This window comes from Streptomyces sp. NPDC054847, from assembly GCF_053610925.1.
The window spans coordinates 1-26,252 of the sequence record NZ_JBSGZJ010000048.1 but is presented as its reverse complement, the minus strand read 5'-3'; the positions used below and the strand labels follow the sequence as shown (position 1 = coordinate 26,252).

The following is a 26,252-nucleotide window of genomic DNA, read 5'->3' as shown; positions in this document are numbered from 1 at the left end:
GGCAACGACGGCAACAGCACCGGCGGCGGACTCGCGGGCGGCGAGGCCGCCGGCCCCTCCGCCGCAGCGGGCCCATCCGGTGACACGCCGGACACCAGCCCGGCGGGGGAGCAGTCCCCGACCACCGGCACCGGGCCCGACGACAAGGGCACGGACGGGAAGAAGTCACCGTCGCCGTCCTCGAAAGCGCCCGCGCCGGGCGACTCGGCGGCCGGATCGGACTCCGGAGGATCGACCGGCGGAAGCGGGAGCGACGCGGGCGGCGGCTCCGAGGGCGGCGCCTCCGGGGGTTCCACGGGCGGTTCCACCGGCGGGAGTTCGACCGGCGGGGGTTCGACCGGTGGGGCCGGTACGACGGGCGGCGGCGACGTGGAGCCCGCGCCGGCATGCCAAGCGATCGGAGCCGGCAAGTACAACTGCCAGGTGTGGAAGACCGCGCACTCCTACAACGACGGCGGCGCCCAGGTCGGTGTCCTCAACGCGGGCACCAACTACTTCTACTGCCAGGCGAACCTCGGCCGCCGCGAGACCTCCGGCGAGTGGACCAACGTCTGGTGGGCGAAGACGGACGACGACAGCGGCAACCGCAACGTCTGGGTCAGCGACGTCTACGTCCAGGGCGGTGCCAACGACGAGCCGGTACCGGGCCTCCCCGTCTGCTGACCCCCTGCCGTCCGCCGGGCGCGCCCGGTCAGGACGGCGGCGGGATCTCGCCGGAGCCGCGCGGCACGAGCACCGTCTCCAGCGCCACCTGGGTCGGCTCGTCGTTCACGCCGTCGAGCCTGCGGAACAGCCGTTCCGCCGCGGTGCGCCCCAGCGCCGCGGCGTCCTGGGCTATGACCGTGATGCCGAGCAGATCCGCGAGCTCGATGTCGTCGAACCCGACGAGAGCGACGCGCCGGTCGTGGCCCGCGAGAACCCGTACCGCGGTCACCGTCACCCGGTTGTTGCCCGCGAAGATCGCGGTGACCGGCTCGGGGCCCGCCAGCACCGACTTCACGGCGTCCTGAACCCGCTCGGGGGCCGTCGAGCCGAGAGCGACCCACGAATCGTCGATCACCAGGCCGGCGTCCTCCATGGCGGACCGGTAGCCGCGCAGCCGCTCCACGGCGGTGTGGATACGCGGCTGGTCGCCGATGAAGGCGATACGGCGGTGGCCGTGCGCGATCAGATGCGCCACGCCGGCCCGCGCGCCGCCGAAACTGTCGGAGAGCACCACGTCCGCGTCGATCCGGCCCGGCGGGCGGTCGACGAACACGGTGGCGACGCCCGCCTTCATCTCCGGCTCCAGATAGCGGTGGTCGTCGCCGGCCGGAATCACGATCAGGCCGTCCACCCGGCGGGCGCACAGCGCCAGCGCCAGCTCCTGCTCCCGCTCCGGGTCCTCGGCGCTGGAGCCGTTGATGAGCAGCGCGCCGTGGGCCCGCGCGACCTCCTCGACCGCGCGGCTCAGCGGACCGTAGAACGGGTCGGCGAGATCCTCGAGCACGAGGCCGATGGAGGCGGTGCGGCCCTTGCGCAGCACACGCGCGCTGTCGTTGCGGCGGAACCCGAGGGACTCGATCGCCTCCTGCACCCGGCGCTCCGTGTCCGGCGTGACACCCGGCTCGCCGTTGACCACCCGCGACACCGTCTTCAGCCCGACACCGGCCCGTGCCGCCACGTCCTTCATCGTGGGCCGGTTCCCGTAGCGGGGCTCGGGGCCGCGAGGGCTGCCCGGAGGCGTCGGGGGACGGGTCGAATCGGCCACAGTGCGCTGTCCTTCTGGGTCTGGGCGGTCGTGTTCTTCGTATTTGTAGCGTGTGGCGTCGAGCATAGGCCCTGGACAACGTTGTCAGGGGAATGGAGACTGTTATGGAAACCGCAGGTCCGACAGCTCCCGGGGGATCCCGTACCGATGCATAACAGCCTCGTCGCCGCTCTCGACATCGGCGGCACCAAGATCGCCGGCGCGCTGGTGGACGGCAACGGCGCGATTCTCCACCGCGCCCAGCGCCCCACCCCCGCCCACGACGACGGCGAGACGGTGATGCACGCGGTCGAGAGCGTCCTGGCCGAGCTGACGGGCTCACCGCTGTGGGCCCGGGCCACGGCGCTCGGCATCGGCAGCGCCGGCCCGGTCGACGCCTCCGCCGGTACGGTCAGCCCCGTCAACGTGCCTGGATGGCGCGAATTCCCCCTCGTCGAGCGGGTGTCGCACGCCGTCGGCCGCCACCTGCCCATCACCCTCGTCGGCGACGGCGTCGCCATGACCGCCGCCGAACACTGGCAGGGCGCCGCACGCGGCTACGACAACGCGCTGTGCCTGGTCGTCTCCACCGGCGTCGGCGGCGGCCTGGTGCTCGGCGGCAAACCGCACGCCGGACCGACGGGCAACGCCGGGCACATCGGCCACATCAGCGTCGACCTCGACGGCGACCTGTGCCCCTGCGGCGGGCGCGGCTGCGTCGAACGCATCGCCAGCGGACCCAACATCGCCCGCCGGGCGCTCGAGAACGGCTGGCGGCCCGGGCCCGGCGGAGACACGTCCGCCGCGGCCGTCGCGGAGGCGGCGCGCGCCGGCGACCCCGTCGCCACCGCCTCGTACGAACGCGCCGCCCAGGCGCTCGCCGCGGGGATCGCCGCCACCGCCACGCTCGTCGAGATCGAGATCGCCGTGGTCGGAGGGGGAGTGGCCGGGGCGGGCGACGTACTCTTCGGCCCGCTGCGGCGTGCGCTGCGCGACTACGCCGCGCTCTCCTTCGTCCAGCGGCTGACCGTCGCGCCCGCGGTGACCGGCACGGACGCCGGGCTGGTGGGCGCGGCGGCCGCGGCGATGCTGGGGCGGGGGGAGACGGCGGTGCCGGCGGGGCGTGGCTGAATGGGCGTGGCCCGGTAGGGGGTGACGCCCCTGCGGGGCGTGGGCCGGGTCCGGTGGCGTGTCGTCCGTGCGGGCGTGGCCCAGGATACGGGTGCGTTGCGCCCCTGCGGGGCGGGTACCGGCCGGGGCTTCTCGTGAGCGTGGCGGTCCTGGGGCGCGCCCGGCCCGGTCCGGTTGCGACGTTGCGCCCCTGCGGGGCGGGGCTGCGCCGGTGGGGGGTGCCGGGGGGCGGGGCCTCCGGACGGGGTGCCCGGAATGGCTGTCCTCACCGCGCTTCGCGCGAGTTGCGACGCTTTACTTCCGGACACCCCCTCCTACGACCCTGCCCCCCTCCCGCCGGACGGCTCTTTCGGGTCGTACCGTCCGTTGGTGGTGGGCACTTGTAGGTCCTGCTGCTCCAGCGCCACTTCATCGCGGGCTCACGCTGGGCTCCACCAAGGGCTGAGCCCCGACGGCCGTCACCAGTCCCGCTCCGAGCTCTGCTGCTGCGGCACCACGACCAGGAACGCGTCCGAGTCCAGGTCCATCACGACCTCCGCGGCCAGACCCTCGTCCCTGCGGTGGCGGGCGTACTCCTCCGCCTGCCGACTGCCCCGCGGATCACCCGCCGGGAACTTCTCCAACACTGTGCGGCGCATGACGCACTCCCTCGTCTCTCCCGCTCCAACGACGGTCCCCGGCAGGTGTCACGGCCCGGCCACAGTTGGAGTGCCTGACCGGCCAACCGGTTCCGGTACCGGGTTTGCGTGGCAGGGTGTTGCGGGCAATCCACTGTGGGCTACGGAAGAGGGGGACCCGTGATCGTCTGGATCAACGGTGCGTTCGGAGCGGGCAAGAGCAGTACCGCACGCGAACTGATCGACCTGATCCCGAACAGCACACTGTTCGACCCCGAACTGATCGGCGCGGGCATGCGCCATCTGCTGCCGGCCAAGCGGCTGGCCGAGGTGGGCGACTACCAGGACCTGCCCATCTGGCGGCGGCTCGTGGTGGACACGGCGGCCGCCCTGCTGGCCGAGCTGGGCGGTGTGCTGGTGGCGCCCATGACCCTGCTGCGCCAGGACTACCGTGACGAGATCTTCGGTGGCCTCGCCGCTCGCCGGATAGCGGTGCGGCATGTGCTGCTGGCACCTGCTGAAACGATTTTGCGCGAGCGGATAGCCGCCCGTGAAGCGTTCCCGGGCGACGCGGAGGAGAGCGAACGCGTCCGCCGGTGGGCCGCCGGGAACATCGAGCGCTATCAGGCCGCGCTCGGCTGGCTCGTGGGCGACGCGCACGTGATAGACAACAGCCGTATCGGCGCCCGGGCGGTCGCCGCAGCCGTCGCCGAAGCCGTACGCACGGGCGCGGCAGCGGTCAGCGACATCGTCCAGACGCCCGAGCCTGCGGCCGAGACCCTCGCCGCCGGTGTGCTGCTCTTCGACGCACACGACCGCGTGCTCCTCGTCGACCCGACCTACAAGCCAGGCTGGGAGTTCCCCGGCGGCGTGGTGGAGAGCGGCGAGGCACCCGCCCGCGCGGGCATGCGGGAGGTCGCGGAGGAACTCGGCATCGAACTGGCCGACGTGCCCAGGCTGCTCGTCGTCGACTGGGAGCCGCCCAAGCCGCCCGGCTACGGCGGACTGCGGCTGCTGTTCGACGGCGGCCGGCTCCCCGAGGGCGACGCCGGACGCGTACTGCTCCCCGGTTCCGAACTGCGCGGCTGGAAGTTCGCCACAGAACAGGAAGCGGCCGCCATGCTCCCGCCCAACCGTTACGAGCGGCTGCGCTGGGCCCTGCGGGCCCGCGAGCGGAGAACGGTCCTCAACCTGGAGGCGGGCGTCCCGGTCGGCGGCTCCTGACGATCCACGTCCCCTGACGGTGGACGCCCGTGGTTCACCGCCCGTGATGGTGCCGGTGTGGCCCGCCGGGGCCCCACGGCCGGGAGGACCGGCGTGAGGCGACCTCGGCCGGCGCGTCGCACGACCATCGTGCCGCCGGCCCTCAGACGGTGGCCGCCTCCGCCGCGGCCAGCAGCACCGCCGCCGAGTCCTCGGTGAGCGGCTCCCCGTGCCCGAAGCAGACCGTGGAGGGCGCGAGCGACGCGAGGCGGCGCATCGACGCCACCGCCGCCGCCCGGTCCACGTTGAACACCCCCAGCATCACCTCGCCGACACCGGCGACGCAGTCACCTGTGAACAGCACCCCGTGGGCCGGTAGATGGAGGCCGATCGAGCCGTCGGTGTGCCCGGGGGAGTGCACCACCCGGGCACCGTCACCGAAGTCCAGCACTTCGCCGTCCTCCAGTTCGCGGTCCACCCGGGTGGGCGGCGCCGGCGGCACGGTCAGCCCGTGCTCGTACAACGGAAGCTCCCAGTCCAGCAGGACCGGTTCCGGCACCGGCCGCTCGCCCCGCACCACCGGGGCGTCCAGCCGGTGCGCGAGCACCTCGGCGCCGTACCGCTCCGCCAACTCCCCGGCCGCGCCCACATGGTCGCGGTGGCAGTGCGTCAGGACGATCCGCCGGACACGCGCCGGGTCCAGCCCGGCGCCGCGCAGCGCCTCCTCGATCAGGGGTGCGCAGCCCGCCTGCCCCGCGTCGATCAGCGTGAGATCGTCGCCGTCGCGCCACACGTACGCCTGGCCGATCGGGAAGCGGAACATGTGCAGCCGGGGCGACACCTGGATGAAGTCCATGCGGCGAACCTACGCAGGCGCACCGGCCCGCCGCACGCATCTCTGCTCTCGGCAGATCTGTGGAGGTCAGCTCCGCTTCGACCGGGCGTAGTTGCCGAGGAACAGCGCCTCCGTGACCGACATCCGCTCGAGCTCCGAGGGCGACACGCTCTCGTTGACGGCGTGGATCTGCGCCTCCGGCTCGCTCAGACCGATCAGCAGGATCTCCGCCTCCGGGTACAGAGCGGCCAGCGTGTTGCACAGCGGGATCGAGCCGCCCATGCCCGAGGCCTGCATCTCCTCACCCGGGTACGCCACCTTCATCGCCTCGGCCATCGACGCGTACGCGGGGCTCGTCACATCCGCACGGAACGCCTGCCCCTGGCCGATCTGCTCGACCGCCACCCGCGCGCCCCACGGCGTGTGCGCCTCCAGGTGCGCGGTCAGCAGCTTGTTCGCCTCGGCCGCGTCCTGGCCCGGCGGAACCCGCAGGCTGATCAGCGCCCGCGCGGAAGCCTGGACCGACGGCGTCGCGCCGACCACGGGCGGGCAGTCGATGCCCAGCACGGTCACCGCGGGCCGGGCCCAGATCCGGTCGGCGATCGTGCCCTCGCCGATCAGACCCACCCCGTCGAGCACCTTGGCGTCCTTGCGGAAGTCCTCCTCCGGGTAGGCGAGCCCGTCCCACGTCGCGTCCGCCGCGAGCCCGTCCACGGTCGTCGAGCCGTCCTCGTCCCGCAGCGAGTCCAGCACCCGGATGAGTGCGGCCAGCGCGTCCGGGGCGGCGCCGCCGAACTGTCCGGAGTGCAGATTGCCTCCGAGGGTGTCGATCCGCACCCGCAGCAGCGTCATGCCTCGCAGACTCGCCGTGACCGTGGGCAGGCCGACACGGAAGTTGCCCGTGTCGCCGATGACGACGGCGTCCGCGGCCAGCAACTCGGGGTGGGCCTCGGCGTACTGCTCCAGACCGCCCGTGCCCTGCTCCTCCGAGCCTTCCACGATCACCTTGACGTTCACCGGCACGCCGCCGTTCGCCTTGAGGGCGCGCAGCGCGAGCAGGTGCATGATGAAGCCGCCCTTGCAGTCCGCGGCACCCCGTCCGTACCAGCGGCCGTCCCGCTCGGTCAGCTCGAACGGGGGCGAGATCCACGCCGCCTCGTCCAGCGGCGGCTGCACGTCGTAGTGCGCGTACAGCAGCACGGTCGGCGCGTCGGCCGGGCCGCGCAGGAAGCCGTAGACGGACTGCGTGCCGTCCGGAGTGTCCAGGAGAGCCACGTCCGTGAAGCCCTCCGCGGTCAGGGCGCCCGCCACCCATGCGGCCGCTGCCTCGCACTCGCTCTTCGGGAACTGCGCCGGGTCCGCGACCGACTGGAACGCCACCAGCTCCGCGAGCTCCGCCTTGGCGCGGGGAAGCAGCGACGCGACGGTCTCTGCGATCGGTACGGCGGTCATGGGCACGCTCCTCGAGGGCACGACGTTGTGCGATGTGTGTACGGCGAATGTGTGGTCGATCCTCCCACAAGGGATGGGAGGCGACCGCGCCGTAGGATGCCGTCGAGAGCCCTAGCCACAGGTCGGATCGGGAGCAGAAGTACATCGTGAGCAGCGAGAACGATGCCACCGGAGCAGAGGCGGCAAATGAGCTTGGCGACCCCGTGTGGGACGTCGTCGTGGTCGGCGGAGGGCCCGCGGGGGCGTCGGCGGCCTACGCGGCGGCGGTGACCGGCCGCAGGGTGCTTCTGCTGGAGAAGGCCGAACTGCCCCGCTACAAGACGTGCGGCGGGGGGATCATCGGACCGTCCCGCGACAGCCTGCCGCCCGGCTTCGAACTGCCACTGCGTGACCGGGTGCACGCGGTGACCTTCTCGCTCAACGGCAGGCTGGCCCGCACCCGCCGCTCCAAGCGGATGCTCTTCGGGCTCATCAACCGCCCGGAGTTCGACGCCGGTCTCGTCGAACAGGCACAGAAGGCCGGAGCGGTGCTGCGCACCGGCGCGACGGTGTCCCGCGTCGAACAGCACGGACCCGCCGTGCCGGACCGGCGCACGGTCGCCGTGGTGCTGTCCGACGGGGAGACCGTCCTGACGCGCGCGGTCGTCGGCGCCGACGGCAGTGCCGGCCGGATAGGCGCACATGTCGGTGTGAAGCTCGACCAGGTCGATCTCGGGCTCGAGGCGGAGATCCCCGTCCCGGCGACGGTCGCGGAGGACTGGGAGGGCCGGGTCCTCATCGACTGGGGCCCGATGCCCGGCAGTTACGGCTGGGTGTTCCCCAAGGGGCAGACGCTGACGGTCGGTGTGATCTCGGCCCGCGGCGAAGGGGCCGCCACCAAGCGGTATCTGGAGGACTTCATCGCCCGCCTCGGGCTCGCCGGCTTCGAGCCCGCGATCTCCTCCGGCCACCTGACGCGCTGCCGCAGCGACGACTCGCCGCTCTCCCGCGGCCGGGTCCTGGTCTGCGGCGACGCGGCCGGGCTCCTCGAGCCGTGGACGAGGGAAGGCATCTCGTTCGCGCTGCGCTCGGGACGGCTCGCGGGGGAGTGGGCCGTGCGGATCGCGGAGGCCCACGACGCCGTCGACGCGCGCAGGCAGGCGCTGAACTACGCGTTCGCCGTCAAGTCCGGGCTCGGCGTCGAGATGGCGGTCGGGCGGCGGATGCTGTCCGTCTTCGAACGGCGGCCGGGACTGCTGCACGCGGTCCTGACCGGGTTCCGGCCCGCATGGAAGGCTTTCGCGGACATCACCCGAGGGTCCACGACGCTGGCCGGCCTGGTGCGCACGCACCCGCTGGCACGGCGTGCGCTGGACGTCCTGGACAAGCGGGCGGCGTCGCAACTCACACCGTGAACACTCCCGGCCGGGCCCTGTGGCCCGCGGGCGGTCCGGCACCGGAGGGGTTCAGTCCCCGCGGGCGGTCCGGCCCCGGTGGGCGTTCGCCCCGGAGGGCGGTCCGGGTGCGCCAAGTGGCCCGGTCTGCGTACGCTCCGGCCGCGGCACGCGGCCCCGGCCAGGCCCTGTGAGTTGCCCCGGCCCACTGTGAGGCTCGGTGCGTCGCCGGTCCGGTGCGTCGCCGGTCCGGTGGGTCGCCCGATCCGTCCGGGCGTGCCTCCGGCGCCGGGTGCGGCAGCACGCGTTCGCGCGGTCAGCCGGTGACGGTGATCCGGAAGACGGGGTGCCGGTGGGCCGCCGCGAGGAGCTCCTCGTCCGTGGACCGGGCGTCGACACCGTCGAAGAAGCGGCCGACCTCCCAGCCCCAGCGCTCGAGGTAGGTACGCAGCAGCTCCGGCTTCTGCTCGTCGGGCAGTTCCACCGCCGTGAACTGCTGCGTCTTCCGGCCGACCTTGAGCTGCCCGCCGCCCGCGGCGCGGAGGTTGCGGACCCACTGCGAGTGGCCACGGGCGGAGATCAGGTACGGGCCGCCGTCGTAGGGCAGCGGGTTGACGGGGATCGCGCGCCACTCCCCGCTGGTCCGGCCGCGTACGGAGAGCTCCGCAGTGCCCATGAGGCTGATCCCCCGGCGGGCGAGCCAGCCGACGGCGTTGTTAACGATCGTGTCGAACCGGTTGGGCTTGATGTAGTGCGCCTGCGGCATGGCGTTCTCCCCTGTGCTGGACCGGTTCGTCCGGTGTCCCGAGTCGTGACCGACGCTTCCCTTCGAGAGCAGTGCTCTCGCTTGAGATCAGTGTGCACGCCTGGTTCCAACAAAGCAAGAGCAGTGCTCTCGTTGTTGGCCGCTGCTCTGGAACGTGACAGAGTGTCCGCCATGAGCACCATCCGAGGGGCCAGGGAACGGGCCCGCACCGAGATCACTGCCGCCATCAAGGACGAGGCCCGCGCGCAACTCGCCGCAGAAGGCGCTGCCAAGCTCTCCCTCCGCGCCGTCGCCCGCGAACTCGGCATGGCCTCCTCCGCCCTCTACCGCTACTTCCCGAGCCGCGACGACCTGCTCACCGCCCTGATCGTCGACGCCTACGACTCCGCCGGCGCCGCCGCGGAGTCCGCCCTCGCCGCTGCCCCGCCCTCGGCCGGCCACTTCGCCCGCTGGACCGCGGCCTGTGCCGCCGTACGTGCCTGGGCCCTCGAGCACCCGCACGAGTACGCCCTTGTCTACGGCTCTCCCGTCCCCGGCTACAGCGCACCTGAGGACACCATCGCAGCGGCCTCCCGCGTCCCGCTCGCGCTCGTCTCCGTGGTCCGCGACGCACACCGCACGCATGGTCTCGCGCTGCCGCCGCTGCCGGCCGGGCTGCGCGCGGAAGCGGAGCGCATGGCCGAGGACATCGCCCCCGACCTGCCGCCGCCCGTCGTCGCCGCGATGGTCGCCGCCTGGTCGCACGTCTTCGGGACGATCTCCTTCGAGCTCTTCGGCCACTTCAACAACGTGGTCGCGGACCGGGAGGCCTTCTTCGAGCACACCGTCACGCGGATCGCCCACGAGGTGGGACTGCGCGCCGAGGCCGGCGGCCCGTCGTCGGTCGGCAGCGCCGGGGCCTGACGCGGTACCCGCCCGCGCGGGCACGCGGCGCCGGAGCGCGACCCGCGCCCACGGATCCGGCCGGCTCCAGGACCGGCGCCGCATCCCGCCGACCGCGCGAACCGGCGGGAGCCGGCGCCGGCCGCGCGACCGGGCGGCGGCAACGCCCGCAGGCGCCGAGCGCACGTCGCGCCTCCCCGCACGCACCCGCGTGCGCCGACCGCACGTCGCGCCCCCGTGTGCCGCCCGCACGCCGAGGCCGGGCTCCCGGAGGCCGCCGCCCCACCGGTACGTACTCCCCAGGGAGTACGCGTGACCGCCACGCCCGGCTGACGCCCGTGTGGCCCGCGCCGGTCTAGCGTGGCCGTATGGAACAGCAGCGCAACCACGGAGGTCCGCCCTGGTCACGCGGCGGCCCGCCGTGGTCCCGGGGCGGCCCGCCGTGGACGCGGGCCTTCCAGGACCGGCACGACAGCGCACGCATCCCATGGCTGTCGACCCTCGCCCTCGCCGTCTTCGTCATGGTCGGCACGGGCTTCGCCGCCGAGGGGCAGCAGGACACCCGCGAGCCGCTCGACGTGTTCGCGCGGGTCCTCCTCCTCGCCGGCCCGGCGCTGCTTCTGCTGCGCAAGCGGTACCCCGTCGCCACCGTTTTCGGCGTCTGCGCCGTCGGGCTCGCCTACTTCGCCGCCGGCTATCCGTACGGGCCGGTCTTCCTCACCATCGTCGTCGCGTGCTTCGCCGCCATCGTCGCGGGGCACCGGCGCGCCGCCTGGTGGGCCATCGGCCTGCTCTGGGCCGGGCACCTGCTGATCGCGCACTGGCTGTACCGGTACCTGCCCCCGGCGGGTGACGACGCCGCGCCCTGGGGCCAGGAGGTGTTCATCACCGCCTGGGTGGCCGCGATCGTCGCCGCGTCCGAGCTGGTGCGGGTACGGCGCGAGGTATGGGCCCGGGAGCGGGCCGAGCGCGCCGCCGCGGAACGACGCCGGGCCGACGAGGAACGGCTGCGCATCGCCCGCGAACTCCACGACGTGCTCGCGCACTCGATCTCCGTCATCAACGTGCAGGCGGGGGTCGGCCTCGCGCTGCTCGACTCCGACCCGGAGCAGGCCCGCAGCGCCCTGACCACCATCAAGGCGGCGAGCAAGGAAGCCCTGGGAGAGGTACGCCAGGTGCTCGACACGCTTCGCACCCCCGGCGACGCTCCCCGCGCCCCCGCGCCCGGCCTCGACCGTCTGCCGGAACTGGTCGAGCAGGCCGCCGGCGCCGGCCTCACAGTCGACGTCGAGCGGGTCGGGGAACCGGCCGCACTCGCGCCCGGCACCGACCTGGCGGCCTTCCGCATCGTCCAGGAGGCACTGACCAACGTCGTGCGGCACTCCGGTTCACGCACCGCCCGCGTACGGCTCGCGTACTCGCCCGGCAGACTCACCCTCCAGGTCGACGACGAGGGGCCCGCGACCGGCTCCGACGCCGGCGGCAGCGGCAACGGCCTGATCGGTATGCGGGAGCGGGCCGGCGCGCTCGGTGGCACCATCGAGGCGGGTCCGCGGCCGGACGGCGGTTTCCGGGTCGTCGCCGACCTTCCCGTGCAGGCCAAGGAGACGCCGTGATCCGTGTAGTGCTCGCCGACGATCAGCTGCTGGTCAGGGCCGGTTTCCGGGCGTTGCTGGACGCCCAGCCCGACATCGAGGTCGCGGGCGAGGCGTCCGACGGTGAGCAAGCGGTGCGCCTGGTGGGCGAACTGCGCCCGGACGTGGTGCTGATGGACATCCGGATGCCGCTCATGGACGGCCTGGCCGCCACCCGCCGGATCACCGGAGACGAGCGCCTGGCGGACGTGAAGGTGGTCATGCTCACCACCTTCGAACTCGACGAGTACGTCTTCGAGGCCATCCGCTCGGGTGCCTCCGGCTTCCTGGTGAAGGACACCGAACCGGAGGAACTGCTGCGCGCGGTAAGGGCGGTGGTGGAGGGAGACGCGCTGCTGTCGCCCGGTGTGACGCGCCGTCTGATCGCCGAGTTCGCCGCCCGCTCCAAAGGCCCCGCAGAGGCCCAGGGACTCGGCGAACTCACTGAACGGGAACGGGAGGTCATGGCCTTGGTCGGCATAGGCCTGTCCAACGAGGAGATCGCCCGCCGCCTGGTCGTCAGTCCACTCACCGCCAAGACGCACGTCAGCCGCACCATGGTGAAGCTCGGCGCCCGCGACCGGGCCCAACTGGTCGTCCTCGCCTACGAGTCGGGCCTGGTACGCCCCGGCTGGCTCGGCTGACGAACCGCGCGCCGCGCGGCAGGGACGCGGCCCACCTCCCGCGCGCCCGGAGAGGACCCCTCCGCGCCGAAATCCGGTACCTGGAGCGGCAGTGACCTGCGACGCTGAGCCCGTGACCGAGACGACTCCCTACGACGCCGACCGCGCCAGGTTCTCCCGCTCCGCCCTGGCCCGCCTGGTCCTCTGCGACCACGCCGTGGATGTTTCCAAGAGCGCCGAGGGCCTGGTTCCCACTGGCCATGACCCGGACACCGGCCCGGGCGGCCGGGTGAGCCAGGCGGCCCAGCTCGTCGAGCTCGCGGAACGCGCGCTCGCCTCGGCCGTGATCTACGAGCGCGAGCGCGGCAGTTCGTGGGGCGAGATCGCGTCGTACCTGGGCATCGGGGCCGAGGAAGCGGAAGAGCGCTTCGCCACGGACGTCGACCGTTGGAACACGGCCTTCGAGGCGCCGTACCGACTCGACGAGACGGGCCGCAAACGTATCCCTCAACTGCCCACGGCGGCGTACGACCCCGTATGGGCGTGCAAGCACCTCGACCGCTGGGCGTACCTCCGGCACCTCGGTGTCAACGACCGGGACGCCGTGAGCTCGGGACTGGACACGGCCGCGCCCGAGGAAGGGGCGGCCCCGGCCACGCCGTAGTGGCGTTCGTCGGAACGGGCTGCCGAGGCGCCGCACGCAATCGTGTCCGCCACCGAGCTGCTCGTCGCCGCCGAGGTCTCGACATGATCGCCGCCGCGCTCGCGATCCGGTTCGTCCACAGGCTCACCGCCATGCAATGCGCCGCCGCGGCATCCCGGCCGCCCGCACCCCTCGTCCCGGCCCTCGTCCCTGACAAGGGCCGCCGGGGCGGCCGCCATCGCTGACCGCGACCGCCCGGAGGGAGCGCCGGGACTACGACCAGGTGATGCCCGACTGCTCCCGCCACAGCCGAGCCAGCCCGGCGTCACCGGTGACGGACACGGCGTCGAGGGGAAGCCGGTTCCAGAGCGTCAGATACAGGCGCTCCGCGGTGCCGCTGACCTCGCAGTCGGCGGGTCCTTCCTCCGTGCGTCCGGTACGCGGCGGCTCCGGGGAGAGCCGTACGGTCCACACGTCGCCCGTGTCCGTGGCCCTGACCCGCAGCACCATGGGCGTCTCGGTACGCACCCGGCTCTTGCCGCGGGCGTGGAACGCCGACAGCAGTTCGTCGACGCCGTCCACGGCGAACTCCGGCGCGACATCCCCCGGGTCGCCGCCGGCCGCGGACTGGGCGTCCGCGCGATGGACGGCCGTCTCATGGGCCTGCCGACGTGCCCAGAAGTGGAGCGGCGACGGCGCGGGCAGGAACGACCAGCAGCTCACGTCCGGCGGCGCCTCGCTGAGCGCGCCCACCAGCAGCCCGTGGCCCTCGCGGAACCATTCGAGCAGCTCGTCGCCGTCGAGATCCGGTTCACCGCCGTCCGGGCGGTACTCGGTGCAGCCCTCCGCCACGAACACCGTCGCCCAGCGGTGCACCATTCCCGTGTGCCGCAGCAGGTGGCGCACCTGCCACGCCGGGCAGGTGGGCACAGCGGCGTCCGGCCCCGCCTCCTCGGCGGCGAGGGCCAGCAACTGGCCCTCCTGGACGAGCGACTTGATCAGGGCAGAGGTCTCCATGGCGCCGATTGTGCCAGCGGACCGCCCGGCTCTCGAGAGGGCGCCGTCAGACATCGTGCGGCCGGGTGGTGCCCGTTGCGGCGGCGCCGCGAGCGCTGTACGCGATCGCCGCCGCGCAGGCGGCCAGTACTGCCACCGTCGTCAGCGCCACGGGCAGCGAGAACCAGTCGGCGAGGAAACCGATCGCGGGCGGGCCGAGCAGCATGCCGCCGTATCCGAGGGTCGACGCGGCGGCGACACCGCCGGGACCGGCGAGCTCACCGGCCCGTCCGACGGCCACGGGGAAGATGTTCGCCAGGCCCAGCCCCGCGACGGCGAAACCGGCCAGTGCCACCCACACCGAGCTCCCGAGGGCGCCGATCAGCATGCCGGCGGCGGCGGTCGCCCCGCCGAGGACGAGCGTGCGGGTCTGGCCGAACCGTTCGAGCATCGCCGTGCCGCTGAGCCGCCCGACGGTCATGGTCAGCGCGAACAGGGAGTAGCCCGCGGCGGCGAGACCCGGATGGGCGTTCAGGTCCTGCTCGAGGTGCAGCGCGCTCCAGTCGGCCATCGCACCCTCTCCGTACGCGGTGCACAGCGCGATGACGCCGAAGAGCACCACGAGCCGGCGGGTGCGGCCCTCGAGGCGGCGCGGCGCGGGGGACGCCGTCGGTGTCCCGGCCGTGGGCGCGGGGTGGCGGAGCAGTACGGGCCCGGCGACGGCGGTGACCAGGAGCCCGATGCCGGTGAGGGCGAGCAGGTGGACGGTGGGGGACAGCCCACCCGCGACGAGGCCGCCGAGGCCTGCGCCGAGCATGCCGCCGAGGCTGAACGCCGCGTGGAAGCCGGGCATGACGGGTCGTCGCATCGTCCTGACGAGGTCGACCGCGGCGCTGTTCATGGCGACGTTGATCCCGCCGTAGGCGGCACCGAAGACCAGCAGCACCAGGCCGAGCGCGAGCGCGGAGTGCGTGAGCGGCGGCAGGGCCATGCTCAGGGACAGCAGTACGGCGGCGGCGACGGTGACGGAGTGGCTGCCGAAGCGGCGGCAGAGCCGTCCGGTGAGGGTCATCGTGACGACGGCGCCGGCCGAGACCCCGAGCAGGGCGAGGCCGAGGTCGCTCGCGGACGAGCCGGTCTGCTGCTTGATCGCCGGGATGCGGACGACCCAGCCGGCGAAGAGGAAGCCGTCGAGGGCGAAGAAGACGGTGAGGGCGACGCGGAGGCGGGACAGGGAGACGGGGGCGGGGTCTCCGCCGGGTCCGCCCGGTACGACTGTCCGGAGTTTGTTTAGTAGCGGCACAAAGTGAGGATAGGGGGTGCGGCCGGTCCTTTCAAGGCGGCCGGATTCCCCGCACGGCAGCGCTCGCACCTCCGGGATCATGGGAGACTCGCCTCCATGAACGGCAAGGCGACGACCACCCGGACGAGACTCGAGAGGGGCCGCAGCGCACTCGGCCCTGCCCTGGAGCTGGTTCACACCGGACGTGCGCCGACGCGTGCCGTGCTCACGGCCGAACTCGGCGTCACCCGCGCCACCGCCGGGGCCGTCGCGGCGGAACTGGAAGCGCTCGGCCTGATCCGCGTCGACTCCCGGCCCGGCGCGGCCGCCGGCTCGCAGGGCCGCCCCTCCCACCGGCTGTCCGTCGACGACACCGGCCCGGTCGTCCTCGCCGCACAGGTGCACGCCGACGGATTCCGCGCCGCGCTCGTCGGACTCGGCGGCCGGATCGTCGCCACTGCACCCGGCTGCGTCACCGTCCAGGCCGACCCCGCCCAGGTACTCGGCGAGGTCGTCGACGCCGGCGCCGAACTGCTGCGCCGCAGCGGCCGACGCTGCGTCGGCGCCGGACTCGCCGTGCCGTCCGCCGTCGCGGAACCCGAGGGCACCGCGCTGAACCCGCTTCACCTGGCCTGGCCGGCCGGTGCTCCGGTACGGGAGATCTTCGCCGAGCGGGTGAGTACGGCGGGCATCACGGGACCTGCCTTCACCGGCAACGACGTCAACCTCGCGGCCCTCGCCGAGCACCGGCACGGCGCCGGCCGGGGCGCACAGCACCTGCTGTGCGTCGCCACCGGCCACCGCGGCGTCGGCGGCGCGCTCGTACTCGACGGGCGCCTGCACAGCGGCAGTTCCGGGCTGGCGCTCGAGGTCGGGCACCTCACGGTGAACCCGGAGGGCCGCCCCTGCCACTGCGGCAGCCGCGGCTGCCTCGACGTCGAGACGGACCCGCTCGCCTTCCTGACCGCGGCGGGCCGCAACCCCGGCCCGGAGGTCTCCCTGCTGCAACGGGCCAGGGACGTGCTCCGCGAGGAGTACGACGACCCCTCCGTGCGCGCCGCGGCGGAGGAGCTCATCGACCGTCTGGGGCTGGGGCTGGCGGGCCTCGTCAACATCCTCAACCCGGACCGCATCATCCTGGGCGGCCTGCACCGGGAACTGCTCGACGCCGACCCCGACCGGCTGCGGGCCGTGGTCGCCGACCGCAGCCTGTGGGGGAGGAGCGGCGGCGTCCCCATCCTGGCCTGCACCCTCGACCACAACAGCCTCGTCGGCGCGGCGGAACTGGCCTGGCAGCCGGTCCTCGACGACCCCTTGGGCGCGCTCGCCTGACGCACGGCCCAAAGGCGTCCGCCGCTTCCGCCGGGCAGGCGGGCGGAAGTCTGTCGGGCGCGCCTGCCCGACGGCACGGTCCGAAGGCCGTCGCCGGTCCTGCGGCACGCGCCCGTCCGCCTGTCCTCGACCACCTCCTGGCGCGATCGCCCGACGGCGCGGTCCGAAGGCGTCCGTCGCTTCCGCCACGCACGCGTGCGTCCGCCGGTCCGTGCGGCACGCACGTCCGCCGTTCCGGTCCGGCTGCGTCCTCCGGCCGGCGGAAGCCGGTCCGCGGGTCCGGTACGCCGGGGGCACCAGGCGGCCGCGGGCCGGGCCACCCGTCCGGAGGCACACCGGCCGGTTCGGCGGCGGTTTCGGGTAGGCCACGACATGTGAGCTACGACCCCGCCCACCCGCACCGTCTGATGCGCCTGTGGCGCAAGCTGGCCGAGTCGCCGCTCGGGGTCGGCTGGAGCCGTGGCCGCGGGCTCGAACTGATGCACCGCGCCATGGGCTTCGCCGCACTCGGCTTCCTGACGCTCGTGCCGCTGCTGATCGTCGTCGCGGCCACCGACCCGGCGAGCGGCCAGGGCTTCGCCCGGTGGATGAGCCAGGCGCTGGGGCTCGCGGAGTCCTCGCAGGACGAGGTGGAGCGGCTGTTCGGCCTGCCACGCCAGGCGCTGCAGCGGACCACGGCCTTCGGTCTCGCCGCGCTCGCCGTCTTCGGGCTCACGTTCGGCTCCGCCGTGCAGACCACGTACGAGAAGGTCTGGGACCTGCCCGCCGCCCGCTGGCACACGATGTGGCGGCATGTCGTGTGGCTGGGGATGCTGATCATCTACCTGATGATCTTCGTGAGCACCCCGCTGCCGGGCGAGTCGCTGCTCTCGGCGGCGATCGGGGCCATCGGTGACCTCGCGGGCACGGTGCTGTTCTTCTGGGCGTCCCAGCGGGTCCTGCTCTGCGGACGGGTGCGCTGGCGGGCCCTCCTGCCGGGGGCCGTCGCGACAGCCATCGCCCTGCTCGGGCTGCGGGTCTTCTCCCAGCTCGTCTTCTCCCCGCTGATCGCGTCGAACGCGGTGACCTACGGCCCGTTCGGCACGGTTCTCGTGGTCCAGTCCTGGCTCGTAGGAGTCGGGGTGGTCGTCTACGGTGGCGCGATCGCGGGGCGCATCGGCCACGAGATGTGGACGAGGCGGCATCTGGCGCGCAGGCGCGGGGGGCCGCACGGGCGGCAGGGCCCGCCGCATCGGTGATCACCAGTGTCTGCCGCGCCGCAGCGCCGCGCGCTGCGGCTGCGAGAGGTGCAGCACCTCGTAGCGGTCGCCGTCGGCTCCCGGCCGGTCGTCGGCCCAAAGCGTGACGTGGAGGAGCTCCCAGTGGTGCGGGTCGACGGCGAGCGCGGCGCAGACGACGCCGTCCAGCGCGGCGAGCCGCTCCGTCTCCCGCACGGCCTCGTCCACCAGCGGGGCGGGTGCGGCGCCCGGGGCGAGTGCGAGGCGCCGCCGGACGGCGGTGCGCGGTCGGCGCCCCGCGGCGGGGCCGTCGTAGTAGGCGAGTCCGGTGAAGTGCCGCACCTCGGGCCGTCCGAAGTCGTCGACGATGCCCTGGAACCCGGGGCCCCACAGGAATCGGTTCATCCCCTCCGGCGCCGCCCAGAGGTACAGCGGCGCGTACTGGTTCACCGGCGAGTCCGCGCCGCGTTCCCGCACCAGGTAGGCCTTGAGCCCCAGGCCGGGGAAGTCGTCGAGCAGATGTCCTCGTGTCGCGACCCGTTCGCGGATGACGCCCATGTCGTAGTCGGCGGGAAGCGTGATCTCGTACTGCATCATGTGCACGCCGCACTCACCTCCTGTCCGCGGCGGAGGGCTTCAGCAGGCTGAGCAGTCCCCTCACGCCGGCGTCGAAGGCGGCAGCAGAGCCGGAAGCGCGGGCCAGTACGTAGCCGCCCTGGACGGTGGCGACGATCGTCGCGGCGATGTCGGCCGAAACGAGGGCCGGGTTCAGCTCGCCACGTTCCCCGCCCTCCTCGACGATCGACGCCAGCCGCCCGCGCAGCCAGTCGAGCGTCTCGTCGACCGGTGCCCGCAGCCGGTCGTCCGCGATGACGTCCGGGTCCATGGTCAGCCGGCCGATGGGACACCCGCGCAGCACGTCCCGCTCGCGCAGCAGGTAGCCGGCGATGCGCTCGTACGCGGTGCCCGGTCCGTCGAGTGAGGCCGCCGCGGCCGCCCTCATCTCGTCGGCGGTGCGCCGGACGGCGGCAAGCGCGAGGTCCGGCTTGCCCGCGAAGTGGTGGTACATGCTGCCCTGGCCGGCACCCGCGAGCTGCTGGATCGCCTTGGGACTGGTGCCCACGTAACCGCGTTCCCACAGCAACTCGCGAGTGGCCTCGATCAGTCGCTCGGAAGTACTCATGAGGCCACTGTACATACCAGTAGGTACAGAAGGGAACGTCGATGGAAGAAGCCGCGCGGACGCCGCGTACTCCGCGGGTGGTACGCACACTGCCGCCGGCCGTACGACGACTCGTACCCCCTGTCGGCGTGAGCCTCGAAGCGAACAAGGAAACGCCCCATCGCCCCCGAGGAGTGATCGAGATGAACGCGCTCGCCTACGACGGGCCCGGCCCGTGGATCCTGTTCTTCCCGCTGATCTGGGCGGCCGTCGTCGTCGGAGCCGTCACGGTCCTGCGCCGCACGGGCGTCTGGCGCGGCCGTCCCGCGCGGTGGCAGGGCACCCGCCCGCCGATCGCCGAGAGTTCGCCCATCGCCGCCCTGGGCCGCCGTTTCGCGGCGGGCGAGATCGACGAGGAGGAGTACTGGCGGCGCCTGTCGGTCCTGGAGGAGCAGTTCGGCCGCGTGTCCAAGGGCGGTGCATGACCGGCACCGTCACCACCGGGCCGGACACAGCCCCCGACCCGCGGCCGATCGCCGCCGCACTCAAGAAGGCGCAGCCGAGGTGCGCGCGACCCCTGTCCGTCCGGTCAGCCGGCTACGGCCGACCGGGCGGCAGCCGTCTCCGTCTCCGGTACGACCGGCAGGATCTCGGCCTCTGGTGCACCGGTGAACGGGCCGATGGTCGTCGCCCCGTAGACCGCCGCACGGGGCGGCATGGCGACGGCGGGGCAGGAGGCCGGAAGCGTGAACCAGACGACCTTGCCGCTGTCGCCCTGTGGTCGCACGCCCCAGCTCTCGCTCATGGCGGCCACCAGCGCGAGGCCCCGTCCCGATGTGGCGGACGCCCCTGGCCTGCGGACAGTCGGCATCCGCGGATCGTGGTCGTGGACGGACACTGTGAGCCGGTCGAGCAGCAGCTCGACGTCCACGGTGCACATCTTGTCCGGCTGAGCATGCCGGTGGACATTGGTCAGCAGCTCGGTGACGCCCAGCGCCGCCTGGTCGATCAAAGGATCGAGATGCCAGTAGCGCAGTTGCGCCGAGATGATTCTGCGGACCTGACCGATCCGCGACGGCAGGGCCTGGAGCTCCACCGTGCAGTGCCTGCTTGGCTGGCTGATCACGGCTGCGACTCCCCGAAATAGTCCGGAAGAAGACGAGAAAAGCGATCCAGCAGTCGGCCGACCTGCTGATCAGACCGGCGGGGCTGGATCGCAGCGTAACCGCCGGTGCACCCTGAGTGATGTGGAACCAGCGTGGACCATCGCTGAGGGGCCCGCAACTCACGGGACTTCCGCGCGTCTCAGCGCTCGGAACCGCCTGCTCCGCGCACCGCTTCGAGGAAACGCCCGGCCAGGGCGCGGGCATCGGGCCGTCGGCTGCGCTGACCCATGGTCAGCCGGTACCGCTTGCCGTTGAGCGTCGCCACCGTGCTGTCGTCCCCCGCGAACCACGGCCGTCCCGCGGTGACCGCACGCACGGGTGCGCTCTCGATCACCCGGCCGTAACTGGTCATCAGCGCCAGCCTGCCGTCCTTGATCAGCACCTGTCCGGCCCGGGTGAGCGAGCGTGGCCAGCGCTCGATACGCACCCCCGTGGCGCTGAATTCCGGCTCTGCCATGGCCATTGCGTCCGCCCCCTTTGCAGCGACTCTCCTGGAAGTGTGCACAACTCGCGCCGTGCACACCAGTACGCCCGGCGCAGTCACGCCACAAGCAGCGCCTATGGATACCCAAAGCGAACGTTTACGCAGGTGGCGGGCTTACTGTTGCCGGTGTGGCCGGATGACGGCACCGAGGACCGCAGACGGAGGGCGACGTTATGAACAGCACCGGGCAGCAGCAGGCACCGGGCGCGCCGGCCGTGACCGTCGACGTCGACCGCAGCGATCCCCACTACCGGGCATGGCTCAAAGAGGCCGTACGCAAGGTCCAGGCCGACGCCAACCGGTCCGCCGACACGCACCTGCTGCGCTTCCCGCTGCCCGAACAGTGGGGGATCGACCTGTACCTCAAGGACGAGTCCACCCACCCCACCGGCAGCCTCAAGCACCGGCTGGCCCGCTCGCTGTTCCTGTACGGGCTCTGCAACGGCTGGATCAGACCCGGCAAGCCCGTCATCGAGGCGTCCAGCGGCTCGACCGCCGTCTCCGAGGCGTACTTCGCCAAGCTGATCGGTGTGCCCTTCGTCGCCGTCATGCCGCGCACCACGAGTGCCGAGAAGATCCGCCTCATCCAGTTCCACGGCGGGCAGTGCCACTTCGTCGACGATCCGCGCCGGATGTACGAGGAGTCCGCCGCGCTCGCCGAGCGCACCGGCGGCCACTACATGGACCAGTTCACCTATGCCGAACGGGCCACGGACTGGCGCGGCAACAACAACATCGCCGAGTCGATCTACCAGCAGCTGCGCCTCGAGCGCTATCCGGAACCGGCCTGGATCGTCGCGACCGCCGGGACCGGAGGCACCTCGGCGACCATCGCCCGCTACGTGCACTACATGCAGCACGACACCCGCATCTGCGTCCCCGACCCGGAGAACTCCTGCTTCTTCGACGGCTGGACCCACGGCGACCCCCGGGCCAGCAGCGACTGCGGCTCGCGGATCGAAGGCATCGGCCGGCCCCGCATGGAGCCCAGTTTCGTGCCGGGAGCCATCGACCGGATGATGAAGGTGCCGGACGCGGCCAGCGTCGCCGCCGTACGGGCCCTGGAACAGGCCATCGGGCGCAAGGCGGGCGGCTCGACCGGTACCGGGCTGTGGAGCGCGTTCAAGATCGTTTCGGAGATGGTGGCCGCGGGAGAGAAGGGCAGCGTCGTCACCCTCATCTGCGATCCGGGCGACCGCTATCTCGACAAGTACTACTCGGACGGCTGGCTCGCCGAACAGGGGCTGGACATCCACCCGTACACGGTCGCCATCGAGGAGTTCCTCGCCGGCGGCGTCTGGCCCTGCTGACCGGCCGGAATCGAGGGTCAGCCGGTGGAGCGGCCCAGCCGGCGGTCCAGATTGCGCATCGCGTCCTTGAAAGCGCGCCCCAGCCCGGGACGGCCCAGGCGCAGCACGATCCGGAGCGGCGCGGGGCCGTCGGCCGCGAACGTCCACTGCACCCGGGATCCGGTCGGCATCGGGGTGATCCGCCACTCCTCCAACAGGGCCCGCAGCCCAGGGGCGTTGGTCTGGTCGACGCGATAGGCGTAGCGGGTGTCGGGCTCCCGCGCGAGGACCGTCTCCGTGAACACCGTGCCGCCCTTGAGCCTGATCTCGCGGCCCGCGCCGTCGTCCACGGGCCGGGCCGCGGTCACCGCGGTGAACCATTCGGGCCAGCCGGCGACATCGTCGGCGAGTGCCGCGTACAACGCCTGCGGCGACGCCGTGAGATGCGCGGTGAAGACCAGACGCAGCGGTGCGCTCTCTACGAACTCCAGGTCTATGGGGCGGAGTTGACGTGCCATGGGAGTCCTATCTCCAGCGGCGGACGACGGGACCGCACACCATAGCCGCAGCCCGGTCCGATGTCCGCCCTCAGTGCCCCGCCCGGCCGCTCAGGATTTCGTCGAGCGCGCGAGCGAACACCAGTCTTCCTACCCGGGTCACGAGCCGGTCCAGCAGCCGCGGCAGCCGGGCGAGGCGCAACTCCTCCACCCAAAGGACCACCGAACCGGAGTCCGTGCCATGGACCTCGATCTCGGCCCAGCCGGTCACGACCCGGCCGCGCTTCTCCAGACGGCAGCGGCCCCGCCGGCCCGCCGACGGCGGCTCCCACTCGACGATCTCCATCGGATCGTCGAAGCGGAACCGGCCCGTACCACTGCGCGCGACGACCGTGGTGCCCACGCCTGCGGGCCCGGGGCCCGACACCGTGACGGCGGTCAGCGGCACCGCCGCCCCGTGCGCCGGCCAGTCCGTGACCTTCAGCCAGCACTCGGCGGCCGGCAGACCGGTGACCCGTCCGATACGGAAGGTGCTCACACCGCTCAGCCGTCCTGCGCGTCGGCCTGTTCGCCCGCGACGACGAGCGACGGCAGATGCTCGGCGATCTCCTCGCGGACCGCCGCCGACAGCCCCGCGTCGGTGACCAGGGTGTCCACGTCGTCGAGCCCGGCGAACGAACTGAGGCCCACCGTCCCCCACTTGGTGTGGTCCGCGACCACCACCACGCGGCGCGCCGCCTGCACGAGGTGGCGGTTGGTCTCCGCCTCCGCCAGATTCGGCGTCGACAGACCGGCCTCCGCCGAGATGCCGTGCACGCCGAGGAACAGCACATCGAAGTGCAGCGAGCGGATCGCCTGGTCGGCCACCGGCCCGACCAGCGAGTCCGACGGCGTGCGCACTCCTCCGGTGAGCACCACCGTCGCGGCGCCCGGCCGCTGGCCGCCCGCGCCGCCCGACCGCTGTGCCGTATGGAAGACGTCGGCCACCCGCACCGAGTTGGTGACGACCGTCAGGTCCGGCACGTCCAGCAGATGGTGCGCCAGCGCGTACGTCGTCGTTCCGCCGGACAGGGCGATCGCGCTGCCGGCCGCCACCAGGCCCGCCGCGGCCCGCGCGATGTCCTCCTTCGCCCTCAGCTCAAGCGCCGACTTCGCCTCGAACCCGGGCTCGTGCGTGCTCGCCTCGACCACCGGGACGGCGCCGCCGTGCACCTTCTCCACGACGCCCTGCCGAGCCAGGGCGTCCAGATCGCGCCGCACGGTCATGTCGGACACATTGAGCCTGCGGGTCAGTTCGTTGACCCGGACCCCGCCGCGCCTGCGCACCTCGTCGAGGATCAGAGCACGCCGCTGCTCCGCGAGGAGGTTCTGGTTGTCGCTCACCGCCGGGGCCGGTCCTTCCTGGTCGCCGTACGCCGTCCACGTCCTCCCACGAGGCCGTGGCCAAGGCTTCTCATCCTCGCACGCGTATTGCCCGTCGGGCTCGGGGAGATTCCGTGAGAGCGGTGCGGCGGGCTGTCGTGATCCGCGATTCTGTCGCCATCGTTGCCGCGGGGGGCACACCGGGCCGGGCCGCACCGTACCGGGCCATCGGGTTCCGCCCCGTCCGTCCTGTTGTGTTCCGGCTCGTCCCGAGATGAGGGAGTCACCGCAGTGTCCCCTGCCACCCAGGCACCGCGAAGCGGCGGTCCCGCACTCGAGCTTCTCGTCCACGGTGTCGGCGGAGCGACCCCGCAGGACATGCTCGGCGACCCCCGTACCGTACGGATAACCGGCGACGAAAAGGCCGCCGTGTACCGCCGCACCGACGACGCGGAGGCGGAGAACCGCCCCGGCGAGTACCAGGACCGGCCCATCCCCGAGGCGTACTGCTGGTCCAACCTCACGTCCGGCAACGGCGCTCGCGCCCTGTGGCTGCTGTTGCTCCCGTTCATGGTCGTCAACCTCGCACATTGGATGCGGCCCAGAGCCAAGGGAAGACGCAGGACCACCCGTCTCTACGGCGCGCTGGTGCGCCTGGTCGCCCTCAGCCTCACCGTGCTGCTGACCGCGGCGGCCTGTGAGGTCGCGCTCGACCTGCTGGCCTGGCAGTGCGCCGGGTCGGACAAGTGCAGCGACGAGAGGTCATGGCTCGGCTTCATGTCCGCCGCCAGGGAAGGCTGGTGGTCCCAGCCGGGGCGGCGCCTGGCGCTTGCCGCGGTGGTGCCGACCGCGCTGGTCGCGCTGCTCTGGTACCTGTCCAACCGGACCTGGAGCGCCTACGAGTCGCAGCGCCCGCCGACCGGCGTCGGTGACGCGGCCGCCGGGGACGACGAGGACGACGAAGACGCTCCGGAGGCCGACGGCGATCACAACGGCCGCGGGGCGGACGAAGACCACGACGGCCGCGGCGCCGGTGAGGCCGCGGAACAGCGGAAGCCGTTCGTCCGGCCCGCGCTGGGAAGGCCCGGCTTCTGGTACGGCCGGCGGCTCGTCGCCCGGCTGCGTGCCGCCCACACCGCCGCCGGATTACTCACCGTCGCCGCCGCGGTCGCCGGAGCCGCCGCCCGGCACGACCGGGGCGGCGAGGACACCCTGTTGAAGATCTGCGGCATCCTCCTGGAAGGCGCGCTCGTCGCCGGCGCGGCCGCCGTGCTCTGGGTGGTGGCCCGCCGGGGACGCAGCGAGCGGCGCGTCGACGCCGGCATCGACCGGGCCGCCGTGCGCTGCCTGCCGGGCGCCGCCCTGGCACTGCTCGCCCTGTCGCTGCTCTACGCCTCCTGGTCACGCCCCGGATGGACCTCCGCCGGCACCCTGCCCGGTGACGTCACCTTCCGGGTGATCGTCCTCGCCCAGGGCGCCCTCGTCGTCGCCCTGGCCGTCGCCGCCCGGCGGCTGCACCGCCGCGCCCGGCACCCCCGCACCGTGCTGCACGGGCTCGGCGGGCCCGCCGTCGCCATGCTGGCCTGCGCGCTCGGCGGCGTGATGACCGGCGGCGTCGCCCAGCGCGTCGCCGACTGGCTCGACGGACCCGGCACGCCCGGCATGGACGGGGAGGGCACCATCCCGGGCCCGCCGGTGCTGCTGAGCTGGCAGGCGTCCGTCATCCCCGTCCTCCTGGCGGTGCTGCTCGTACCGGCCGTGCTGCTCGCCGTACGGACATGGCTCGCCGCACGCCGTCTCGTGCCGCAGATCGAGGCCGAGTACTTCGACGGCGACCCCGGCGAAGGCCGCCGCGACCGTGTCCGCACCCGCCGGATAGCGGGCACCCGCGCCCGGGCGGCACTCACCGACGTCGCCCCGCTGATCGTCGGCGTCGTCTCCGGCGCGACCCTGCTGCTCGGCGCCGCGGCTGTCGGCGGCGCGTGGCTCAGCGGCGAGGTGCCCGGCCGCTCCTTCGGGGACGGGCCCGCGGAGTCGGCGGCCGAGACCGCGCAGGCGCTCGGCTCCTGGCTCGTCGGCTTCGGCTTCATACTGTTCGTCACCATGGGCCGCCGCGCCTACCGCGACGCCTCCGCCCGGCGCACCATCGGCATCCTGTGGGACGTGGGCACCTTCTGGCCGCGCGCCGCGCACCCCTTCGCGCCGCCGTGTTACGCCGAGCGGGCCGTCCCCGACCTGACCTGGCGCATGTGCACCTGGACCGGGCGGACCGGCGGCCGGCTGGTGATCTCGGGGCACTCCCAGGGCAGCGTGCTCGCCGCGGCCGCCGTGTGGCAGCTGCCCGCCGCCACCCGCAAACGGGTGGCGCTCCTGACGTACGGATCGCCGCTGGAGCGCCTGTACGGGCGCTGGTTCCCCGCCTACTTCGGGCCCAAGGCGCTGCTGGAGCTCAGCAGCGAGGTCGACTGCTGGCGCAACCTGTGGCGGCGCACCGACCCCATCGGCGGGCCGATGCTGATCGCCGCGGAGACGGATCCCCCCGGTGACGGCTGCGACGACCCGACAGACGTCGACCGC

General features: G+C 73.1%; 26 protein-coding genes and 1 pseudogene. 13 read left to right on the top strand and 14 right to left on the bottom strand.

Annotated features, from left to right (window positions below; all coding sequences use genetic code 11):
• A pseudogene (locus ACWGH4_RS08585) lies at nucleotides 1-663 on the top strand (serine/threonine protein kinase); the annotation flags it as partial.
• 28 nt (nucleotides 664-691) lie between these two features.
• On the opposite strand, the gene ACWGH4_RS08580 reads toward ACWGH4_RS08585, so the two are convergent.
• Nucleotides 692-1,672: a substrate-binding domain-containing protein gene (locus ACWGH4_RS08580; protein ID WP_441265994.1), complete on the bottom strand. Its 981-nt coding sequence runs from the start codon at nucleotides 1,670-1,672 to the stop codon at nucleotides 692-694.
• A gap of 225 nt (nucleotides 1,673-1,897) precedes the next feature.
• Here ACWGH4_RS08580 and ACWGH4_RS08575 point away from each other — a divergent pair, with 225 nt between their 5' ends.
• Nucleotides 1,898-2,860 (top strand): ROK family protein, encoded by a 963-nt coding sequence (locus ACWGH4_RS08575; protein ID WP_453457427.1) that lies wholly within the window; start codon nucleotides 1,898-1,900, stop codon nucleotides 2,858-2,860.
• Between the two features lie 458 nt (nucleotides 2,861-3,318).
• On the opposite strand, the gene ACWGH4_RS08570 is transcribed toward ACWGH4_RS08575, so the two are convergent.
• The gene (locus tag ACWGH4_RS08570) at nucleotides 3,319-3,498 is read right to left on the bottom strand and encodes a hypothetical protein (RefSeq protein ID WP_159694298.1); all 180 of its coding nucleotides are present in this window, start codon (nucleotides 3,496-3,498) and stop codon (nucleotides 3,319-3,321) included.
• Between the two features lie 159 nt (nucleotides 3,499-3,657).
• Between ACWGH4_RS08570 and ACWGH4_RS08565 the strand changes: the two genes are divergently transcribed.
• Nucleotides 3,658-4,701 (top strand): NUDIX domain-containing protein, encoded by a 1,044-nt coding sequence (locus tag ACWGH4_RS08565; protein WP_453457424.1) that lies wholly within the window; start codon nucleotides 3,658-3,660, stop codon nucleotides 4,699-4,701.
• Nucleotides 4,702-4,843: 142 nt separating this feature from the next.
• Here ACWGH4_RS08565 and ACWGH4_RS08560 read toward each other — a convergent pair whose 3' ends face one another.
• Together ACWGH4_RS08560 and ACWGH4_RS08555 are read right to left on the bottom strand one after the other, a co-directional pair.
• On the bottom strand, nucleotides 4,844-5,536 hold the full coding sequence (locus ACWGH4_RS08560; protein WP_453457421.1) for an MBL fold metallo-hydrolase: 693 nt from the start codon (nucleotides 5,534-5,536) through the stop codon (nucleotides 4,844-4,846).
• Between the two features lie 66 nt (nucleotides 5,537-5,602).
• The gene (locus ACWGH4_RS08555; RefSeq protein ID WP_453457418.1) at nucleotides 5,603-6,967 is read right to left on the bottom strand and encodes a M20/M25/M40 family metallo-hydrolase; all 1,365 of its coding nucleotides are present in this window, start codon (nucleotides 6,965-6,967) and stop codon (nucleotides 5,603-5,605) included.
• A 146-nt stretch (nucleotides 6,968-7,113) separates the two neighbouring features.
• Between ACWGH4_RS08555 and ACWGH4_RS08550 the strand changes: the two genes are divergently transcribed.
• Nucleotides 7,114-8,361, top strand: a complete 1,248-nt coding sequence (locus ACWGH4_RS08550; RefSeq protein ID WP_441265823.1) for a geranylgeranyl reductase family protein — start codon at nucleotides 7,114-7,116, stop codon at nucleotides 8,359-8,361.
• A 295-nt stretch (nucleotides 8,362-8,656) separates the two neighbouring features.
• Here ACWGH4_RS08550 and ACWGH4_RS08545 read toward each other — a convergent pair whose 3' ends face one another.
• The gene (locus tag ACWGH4_RS08545; protein WP_453457414.1) at nucleotides 8,657-9,106 is read right to left on the bottom strand and encodes a nitroreductase family deazaflavin-dependent oxidoreductase; all 450 of its coding nucleotides are present in this window, start codon (nucleotides 9,104-9,106) and stop codon (nucleotides 8,657-8,659) included.
• Between the two features lie 171 nt (nucleotides 9,107-9,277).
• On the opposite strand from ACWGH4_RS08545, the gene ACWGH4_RS08540 reads away from it, so the two are divergent.
• From ACWGH4_RS08540 to ACWGH4_RS08525, 4 genes are all read left to right on the top strand, one after another.
• On the top strand, nucleotides 9,278-10,009 hold the full coding sequence (locus ACWGH4_RS08540; protein WP_453457411.1) for a TetR/AcrR family transcriptional regulator: 732 nt from the start codon (nucleotides 9,278-9,280) through the stop codon (nucleotides 10,007-10,009).
• Nucleotides 10,010-10,356: 347 nt separating this feature from the next.
• Nucleotides 10,357-11,604, top strand: a complete 1,248-nt coding sequence (locus ACWGH4_RS08535; RefSeq protein WP_453457408.1) for a sensor histidine kinase — start codon at nucleotides 10,357-10,359, stop codon at nucleotides 11,602-11,604.
• Nucleotides 11,601-12,266 carry a response regulator gene (locus ACWGH4_RS08530; protein WP_453457405.1) on the top strand — a complete coding sequence of 222 codons (666 nt, stop codon included), beginning with the start codon at nucleotides 11,601-11,603 and terminating at the stop codon, nucleotides 12,264-12,266. Before ACWGH4_RS08535 ends, ACWGH4_RS08530 begins: the two co-directional genes overlap by 4 nt.
• 112 nt (nucleotides 12,267-12,378) lie before the next feature.
• Entirely contained in the window at nucleotides 12,379-12,909 is a 531-nt protein-coding gene (locus ACWGH4_RS08525; protein ID WP_453457402.1) for a hypothetical protein, read from the top strand.
• 252 nt (nucleotides 12,910-13,161) lie between these two features.
• On the opposite strand, the gene ACWGH4_RS08520 is transcribed toward ACWGH4_RS08525, so the two are convergent.
• Together ACWGH4_RS08520 and ACWGH4_RS08515 are read right to left on the bottom strand one after the other, a co-directional pair.
• Nucleotides 13,162-13,905, bottom strand: a complete 744-nt coding sequence (locus ACWGH4_RS08520; RefSeq protein ID WP_453457399.1) for a maleylpyruvate isomerase family mycothiol-dependent enzyme — start codon at nucleotides 13,903-13,905, stop codon at nucleotides 13,162-13,164.
• 46 nt (nucleotides 13,906-13,951) lie between these two features.
• Complete coding sequence (locus tag ACWGH4_RS08515) at nucleotides 13,952-15,187, bottom strand: MFS transporter (RefSeq protein WP_453457396.1); 1,236 nt, start codon at nucleotides 15,185-15,187, stop codon at nucleotides 13,952-13,954.
• 96 nt (nucleotides 15,188-15,283) lie between these two features.
• On the opposite strand from ACWGH4_RS08515, the gene ACWGH4_RS08510 reads away from it, so the two are divergent.
• A complete protein-coding gene (locus tag ACWGH4_RS08510) occupies nucleotides 15,284-16,498 on the top strand; it encodes an ROK family protein (protein ID WP_453457393.1) in 1,215 nt (404 codons plus the stop codon).
• A 407-nt stretch (nucleotides 16,499-16,905) separates the two neighbouring features.
• Entirely contained in the window at nucleotides 16,906-17,736 is an 831-nt protein-coding gene (locus ACWGH4_RS08505; protein WP_441265992.1) for a YhjD/YihY/BrkB family envelope integrity protein, read from the top strand.
• On the opposite strand, the gene ACWGH4_RS08500 is transcribed toward ACWGH4_RS08505, so the two are convergent.
• The gene (locus tag ACWGH4_RS08500) at nucleotides 17,737-18,318 is read right to left on the bottom strand and encodes a DUF4865 family protein (RefSeq protein WP_453457389.1); all 582 of its coding nucleotides are present in this window, start codon (nucleotides 18,316-18,318) and stop codon (nucleotides 17,737-17,739) included.
• Nucleotides 18,319-18,325: 7 nt separating this feature from the next.
• Nucleotides 18,326-18,913 (bottom strand): TetR/AcrR family transcriptional regulator, encoded by a 588-nt coding sequence (locus ACWGH4_RS08495; RefSeq protein ID WP_453457386.1) that lies wholly within the window; start codon nucleotides 18,911-18,913, stop codon nucleotides 18,326-18,328.
• Between the two features lie 167 nt (nucleotides 18,914-19,080).
• Between ACWGH4_RS08495 and ACWGH4_RS08490 the strand changes: the two genes are divergently transcribed.
• Nucleotides 19,081-19,362: an SHOCT domain-containing protein gene (locus tag ACWGH4_RS08490; protein ID WP_453457430.1), complete on the top strand. Its 282-nt coding sequence runs from the start codon at nucleotides 19,081-19,083 to the stop codon at nucleotides 19,360-19,362.
• Nucleotides 19,363-19,466: 104 nt separating this feature from the next.
• On the opposite strand, the gene ACWGH4_RS08485 is transcribed toward ACWGH4_RS08490, so the two are convergent.
• Both ACWGH4_RS08485 and ACWGH4_RS08480 read right to left on the bottom strand, forming a co-directional pair.
• On the bottom strand, nucleotides 19,467-20,003 hold the full coding sequence (locus tag ACWGH4_RS08485; protein ID WP_441265810.1) for an ATP-binding protein: 537 nt from the start codon (nucleotides 20,001-20,003) through the stop codon (nucleotides 19,467-19,469).
• 179 nt (nucleotides 20,004-20,182) lie between these two features.
• The gene (locus ACWGH4_RS08480; RefSeq protein ID WP_005320591.1) at nucleotides 20,183-20,506 is read right to left on the bottom strand and encodes a hypothetical protein; all 324 of its coding nucleotides are present in this window, start codon (nucleotides 20,504-20,506) and stop codon (nucleotides 20,183-20,185) included.
• Between the two features lie 194 nt (nucleotides 20,507-20,700).
• Here ACWGH4_RS08480 and ACWGH4_RS08475 point away from each other — a divergent pair, with 194 nt between their 5' ends.
• Entirely contained in the window at nucleotides 20,701-21,837 is a 1,137-nt protein-coding gene (locus tag ACWGH4_RS08475) for a pyridoxal-phosphate dependent enzyme (protein WP_441265809.1), read from the top strand.
• A 17-nt stretch (nucleotides 21,838-21,854) separates the two neighbouring features.
• On the opposite strand, the gene ACWGH4_RS08470 is transcribed toward ACWGH4_RS08475, so the two are convergent.
• From ACWGH4_RS08470 to ACWGH4_RS08460, 3 genes are all read right to left on the bottom strand, one after another.
• Nucleotides 21,855-22,334, bottom strand: coding sequence for an SRPBCC family protein (locus ACWGH4_RS08470; protein ID WP_453457381.1), 480 nt, complete (start codon nucleotides 22,332-22,334; stop codon nucleotides 21,855-21,857).
• A 70-nt stretch (nucleotides 22,335-22,404) separates the two neighbouring features.
• A complete protein-coding gene (locus ACWGH4_RS08465) occupies nucleotides 22,405-22,851 on the bottom strand; it encodes an SRPBCC family protein (protein ID WP_453457378.1) in 447 nt (148 codons plus the stop codon).
• Nucleotides 22,852-22,856: 5 nt separating this feature from the next.
• Complete coding sequence (locus ACWGH4_RS08460; RefSeq protein WP_441265806.1) at nucleotides 22,857-23,696, bottom strand: DeoR family transcriptional regulator; 840 nt, start codon at nucleotides 23,694-23,696, stop codon at nucleotides 22,857-22,859.
• Nucleotides 23,697-23,966: 270 nt separating this feature from the next.
• Between ACWGH4_RS08460 and ACWGH4_RS08455 the strand changes: the two genes are divergently transcribed.
• A partial coding sequence (locus ACWGH4_RS08455; protein WP_453457375.1) for a hypothetical protein occupies nucleotides 23,967-26,252 on the top strand: 2,286 nt, incomplete at its 3' end.

What these genes read in the sequence shown, in the direction of transcription:
- ACWGH4_RS08580 (WP_441265994.1), bottom strand. Translation starts at nt 1,672, where the DNA reads ATGAAGGACGTGGCGGCACGGGCCGGTGTCGGGCTGAAGACGGTGTCG.
- ACWGH4_RS08575 (WP_453457427.1), top strand. Translation starts at nt 1,898, where the DNA reads ATGCATAACAGCCTCGTCGCCGCTCTCGACATCGGCGGCACCAAGATC.
- ACWGH4_RS08570 (WP_159694298.1), bottom strand. Translation starts at nt 3,498, where the DNA reads ATGCGCCGCACAGTGTTGGAGAAGTTCCCGGCGGGTGATCCGCGGGGC.
- ACWGH4_RS08560 (WP_453457421.1), bottom strand. Translation starts at nt 5,536, where the DNA reads ATGGACTTCATCCAGGTGTCGCCCCGGCTGCACATGTTCCGCTTCCCG.
- ACWGH4_RS08555 (WP_453457418.1), bottom strand. Translation starts at nt 6,967, where the DNA reads ATGACCGCCGTACCGATCGCAGAGACCGTCGCGTCGCTGCTTCCCCGC.
- ACWGH4_RS08545 (WP_453457414.1), bottom strand. Translation starts at nt 9,106, where the DNA reads ATGCCGCAGGCGCACTACATCAAGCCCAACCGGTTCGACACGATCGTT.
- ACWGH4_RS08540 (WP_453457411.1), top strand. Translation starts at nt 9,278, where the DNA reads ATGAGCACCATCCGAGGGGCCAGGGAACGGGCCCGCACCGAGATCACT.
- ACWGH4_RS08535 (WP_453457408.1), top strand. Translation starts at nt 10,357, where the DNA reads ATGGAACAGCAGCGCAACCACGGAGGTCCGCCCTGGTCACGCGGCGGC.
- ACWGH4_RS08520 (WP_453457399.1), bottom strand. Translation starts at nt 13,905, where the DNA reads ATGGAGACCTCTGCCCTGATCAAGTCGCTCGTCCAGGAGGGCCAGTTG.
- ACWGH4_RS08510 (WP_453457393.1), top strand. Translation starts at nt 15,284, where the DNA reads ATGAACGGCAAGGCGACGACCACCCGGACGAGACTCGAGAGGGGCCGC.
- ACWGH4_RS08505 (WP_441265992.1), top strand. Translation starts at nt 16,906, where the DNA reads ATGCGCCTGTGGCGCAAGCTGGCCGAGTCGCCGCTCGGGGTCGGCTGG.
- ACWGH4_RS08495 (WP_453457386.1), bottom strand. Translation starts at nt 18,913, where the DNA reads ATGTACAGTGGCCTCATGAGTACTTCCGAGCGACTGATCGAGGCCACT.
- ACWGH4_RS08490 (WP_453457430.1), top strand. Translation starts at nt 19,081, where the DNA reads ATGAACGCGCTCGCCTACGACGGGCCCGGCCCGTGGATCCTGTTCTTC.
- ACWGH4_RS08480 (WP_005320591.1), bottom strand. Translation starts at nt 20,506, where the DNA reads ATGGCCATGGCAGAGCCGGAATTCAGCGCCACGGGGGTGCGTATCGAG.
- ACWGH4_RS08475 (WP_441265809.1), top strand. Translation starts at nt 20,701, where the DNA reads ATGAACAGCACCGGGCAGCAGCAGGCACCGGGCGCGCCGGCCGTGACC.
- ACWGH4_RS08470 (WP_453457381.1), bottom strand. Translation starts at nt 22,334, where the DNA reads ATGGCACGTCAACTCCGCCCCATAGACCTGGAGTTCGTAGAGAGCGCA.